This window comes from Aestuariivirga sp. (assembly GCF_044239095.1).
GTDB lineage: Bacteria > Pseudomonadota > Alphaproteobacteria > Rhizobiales > Aestuariivirgaceae > Aestuariivirga.
The window spans coordinates 1-4298 of the sequence record NZ_JBIICB010000331.1 but is presented as its reverse complement, the minus strand read 5'-3'; the positions used below and the strand labels follow the sequence as shown (position 1 = coordinate 4298).

The following is a 4298-nucleotide window of genomic DNA, read 5'->3' as shown; positions in this document are numbered from 1 at the left end:
TTTGGCGCCATATGTCCGGCACGTGGAACTGGCGCAGCGATTGCCGTGCCATATGCCGACACTGAGGCCATGCAGATGCATCTCAATGAGATCTCCCGCCATGTCGCAAAGGGTGCCCACGCCGTACTCCTTCTCGACCGGGCCGGATGGCACACAACGAGCAAACTCGACGTACCCGGCAACATAACGCCAATCTTTTTGCCCTCGCGTGCGCCCGAACTCAACCCCGTCGAAAACATTTGGCAGTACCTTCGTGCCAATTGGCTCTCCAACCGCGTCTTCGAAACTTACGTCGAGATCATCGAGGCTGCATGCGACGCCTGGCAGAAGCTCATTGCCAAACCAGAGACCATCACCTCAATCGGAATGAGGCAATGGGCTCATGTCGGTCAGACCCAATGACCGTTGGTATCAGTCGCCTTCCACGAATACTTCCGCGCGCTTGCTTCTCACCTGCGGCAGGAAGACGATGACCAGCACCGCAACCGCCACCAGCAGCAGGGTGAGGCTGATGGGCCGCGTGAGAAAGGTCATCGGATCGCCCCGGCCGAGGATCATGGCGCGGCGGAGGTTTTCTTCCAGCATCGGCCCCAGCACGAAACCCAGCAGCAAGGGTGCGGGCTCGCATTTCAGTTTAAGCAGCACATAGCCCAGCAGGCCGAAGAAGGCGACCGCGTAGAGATCATAGACATTGGAGTTCACGCTGTAGACGCCGATCGAGCAGAACACCATGATGATGGGGAACAGCACATGATAGGGCACCTTCAGAAGCTTCACCCACAGCCCAATCATCGGCAGATTTAAGACCACCAGCATCAGGTTGCTGATCCACATCGAGGCAATGATGCCCCAGAACAATGCGGGTTGTTCGGCAGCCACATTCGGCCCCGGAACGATCCCCTGGATGATCATGGCGCCCACCATCAGCGCCATGACGGGGTTCGCCGGAATGCCGAGCGTGAGGAGTGGAATGAAGGACGTCTGCGCGCTGGCGTTGTTGGTGGACTCAGGCCCCGCCACACCGGCGATGGCACCGCGCCCGAATTCTTCCGGTGTTTTCGACAGTCTCTTTTCGACGGTATAGGACGCAAAGGCCGCGAGGATGGCCCCGCCGCCCGGCAACACGCCCAAGGCCGATCCGATAGCCGTACCGCGCAGCATGGGCGCCGCCATGGCCTTCAGATCCTCGCGCGAGGGGAACAGGCTGTTCAGCCTGGTTCCCAGCACCGTGCGGTCCTGGTCGCCCTCCAGATTGCGGAGAATTTCCGCAATGCCGAAGACGCCAACCGCGAGCGCCACGAAATTCAACCCGTCGGCATACTCCGTGATTCCCAGATTGAAGCGCGGTGTGCCGCTGTAGATGTCGGTGCCGACGAGGCCCAGCAGCAGGCCCAGCACCACCATGGCCAGCGCTTTCAGGATCGAGCCATGGGCCAGCGCGATAGCCGAGATGAGGCCCAGCAGCATGAGCGAGAAATACTCCGCAGCCCCGAACTTCAGTGCGATGATGGTGAGCGGCGGCGCGAATATTGCCACCAGCAGCGTGGCCACCGTTCCGGCAAAGAACGATCCCAGCGCCGCAACTGCAAGTGCTGTTCCCGCCTTGCCCTTCCGTGCCATCTGGTAGCCGTCGATGGCGGTGACGGCGGAAGATGATTCACCCGGCATGTTGATCAGGATGGCAGTCGTCGAGCCGCCGTACTGCGCACCGTAATAAATGCCCGACAGCATGATGAGCGAGGATACGGGCTCAAGCTGGAAAGTGATCGGCAACAGCATGGCGATCGTCGCCGTGGCGCCGATCCCCGGCAGCACGCCGATCAGCGTTCCGAGGATCACCCCGATCAGGCAGAAGAGCAGGTTTTCGGGCGATGCGGCGGTGGCAAAGCCAAGGGCGAGATTCGCGAGGAGTTCCATGTCGGGCGGTCCTCAGATGAAGGGAAGCCAGGGTCCGAAGCGGCGGAAGGGAAGCCCAAGCCCATAGCTGAAGACCAGTGTCGAGAAGACCGTGACCGCTACGGCTAGCCACAGTGCTGCCGGCAGCTTCATCTTGAGCGAAGCCATGGCCGCGATGATCGTGGTGAAAAAAATCGCAGGCACGAAGCCCAGACCCCGCACCGTGAGGCCAAAAAAGACGGGTGCGGGGAGAATGAACATCATGCCGCGCCAGGCATAGGTCCCGACATCGTCGCCGGCCTTGTTGATGGCAGAGACGCCGATGGCAGCCCCGAGACAAATAAGGATCGCTGACAGCACCAGCGGGAAGTAGCCCGGCCCCATCTTGAACGCGGTACCAATGTCGAGATTGAAGGACTGTATTCCGAAGAACAGTCCAAAGCCTATGAAGAGAACGCCGGCGATGGCGTCGATCGCGTCGAAACTCTTGGTGCTCATGACGTGTAAAACTCCGCCGTGCCGTCAGAGGAATGCAAGGCCCGTGCTGGACGTCCCGGTGCATCATTTGTACCGGGACGTGTTACCAGTCACTCAGTCGGCGTAGACGCCGGCCTTATCGATCACGGCCTTCCAGCGCGGAATCTCCGACTCGAGTTTGGCCTGCAACGCCGCAGGTGTGGCATCCGCTGCAGAAGAGGGCGCGGTGCCGAGTTCGGCAAAGCGCGCGGCCACATCTGGGTCGGCCAGCGCCTTCTGCAGCGAGGCTGCAAGACGCTCGTTCACGGCGGCGGGCGTTCCCTTTGGTGTATAGATGCCATGCCAGACCGAGACATTGAAGTCCGCGAGGCCGCTCTCCATTGCGGTGGGAAGATCGGGGAGAATCTTGAGGCGGTCGGGCGTCGTCACGGCATAGGCCTTGATGGTGCCGCCCTTGATCTGCTCCCTCGTGTTGGTTGTCTGGTCGCACATGATATCGACCTGGCCGCCGAGCAGATCGGTCATCGCCGGGCCGGTGCCCTTGTAGGGAACGGTCGTCAGCGGCGCTTCGATGGCGCTCATGAGGATCATGCCGCAAAGATGCGAGGCCGCACCGATTCCGGCATTGGCCATGGTGATGGTCGCGGCATTGGCTTTCACGTGGTCGACGAAGGTCTTGAAATCAGCGGGCGCGAAGTCCTTGCGGGCGACGATGGTCATTGGCACCTCGGTGACGAGGCCCACATACTCGAAGGCTTTGAGAGGTTCATAGGCGAGCTCGCGGTAAAGCGTGGCGCTGGTTGCCATGCCGATGTTATGCAGCAGCACAGTGTAGCCATCGGCTTCCGCCGTTGCCACCTTGCCCGTACCCAGCGTGCCGCCGGCGCCGCCGACATTTTCGACCACGATCTGCTGGCCTAGGTCGGCCGACATTTTCTCGGCGATCAGGCGCGCGACGGTATCCGTGGGCCCGCCCGCCGAGAACGGCACGACCATGTTGATCTGCCGTTCGGGATAGGATTGGGCGAAGGCCCCCGAAACCGCGAGAACCGTGCCGACCGCGAGGCTGAAAATCGTTTTATAAATTGCCATTTGTTCCTCCCTGAGTTGAATGGCGAGGCATTGTCCGCATTGCAGGCTCTTGAAAGGGCGCTCCGGTCAGGGTCAGGTAAGCCACCGTGTCCTGTTTTGGCAATAGAGATGTGAGGGACGCCGATACCAAGTTGTGCCCTTAAAGTGCTGTAATACCAACGGTCATTGGGTCTAACCGACATGAGCCCATTGGCGCATTCCGATTGAGGTACCGTTGGAGCCGCCATCCGGCCAGGTAGTGCAGGGCACACCTCCTGTGGTGACCGCCCCTCCTGTCGATAACAGCCAGATTGCCATGTCTCACATTCAAGGTGCTGACATATTCGGTCATGACCTTCCCGGCATGCCGCTCAAGAACGTGTCTGCAGCACAGTGTGAGGAAGCGTGCATGTCTGACAGGCGCTGCAAGGCATTCACGTTCAACACCAGACACGCTGTGTGTTTTCTCAAGTCTGATGGCGTACGCGTATTCAGGAACCTGAACGCATTCGCTGGCTACAGGATCTATCTTGAGAGCAGGCTGCGAAGATCGACGATCACGATCATGGAAAGAACCGACTATCCGGGGAACGACTACCGGGAGATACGGGACGTGGGATTCGGGGAGTGCTCCGACAATTGCGAGAGGGATGATAGCTGCCGCGCATTTACATACATGGCCAGAAGAAAGAGCTGCTGGCTGAAAAGCGCGAATTCTAGCGCAGTCGAGACGAAGACCACGATCTCTGGCCGCAAAGACTGAGTGGTCAGGGGCGCGGGGCAGATAGGCGATGTTGAGGCTGACGGTATCGGAATGCAGGACAGCCCACATGCAACCACATAACTCAAGCATC

5 protein-coding genes are annotated in these 4298 nt (G+C 60.0%); 2 read left to right on the top strand and 3 right to left on the bottom strand.

Annotated elements, in window-relative coordinates:
- Positions 1-402 (top strand): transposase (locus ACILRA_RS20465; protein WP_395663899.1); only part of this gene is annotated, 402 nt, incomplete at its 5' end.
- 9 nt (positions 403-411) lie between these two features.
- On the opposite strand, the gene ACILRA_RS20460 is transcribed toward ACILRA_RS20465, so the two are convergent.
- From ACILRA_RS20460 to ACILRA_RS20450, 3 genes are all read right to left on the bottom strand, one after another.
- Positions 412-1917, bottom strand: a complete 1506-nt coding sequence (locus ACILRA_RS20460) for a tripartite tricarboxylate transporter permease (RefSeq protein WP_395663898.1) — start codon at positions 1915-1917, stop codon at positions 412-414.
- 12 nt (positions 1918-1929) lie between these two features.
- Positions 1930-2394 (bottom strand): tripartite tricarboxylate transporter TctB family protein, encoded by a 465-nt coding sequence (locus ACILRA_RS20455; RefSeq protein ID WP_395663897.1) that lies wholly within the window; start codon positions 2392-2394, stop codon positions 1930-1932.
- Between the two features lie 93 nt (positions 2395-2487).
- A complete protein-coding gene (locus ACILRA_RS20450; RefSeq protein WP_395663896.1) occupies positions 2488-3465 on the bottom strand; it encodes a tripartite tricarboxylate transporter substrate-binding protein in 978 nt (325 codons plus the stop codon).
- A gap of 295 nt (positions 3466-3760) precedes the next feature.
- Between ACILRA_RS20450 and ACILRA_RS20445 the strand changes: the two genes are divergently transcribed.
- On the top strand, positions 3761-4207 hold the full coding sequence (locus tag ACILRA_RS20445; protein WP_395663900.1) for a PAN/Apple domain-containing protein: 447 nt from the start codon (positions 3761-3763) through the stop codon (positions 4205-4207).
- Positions 4208-4298 lie beyond the last annotated feature (91 nt).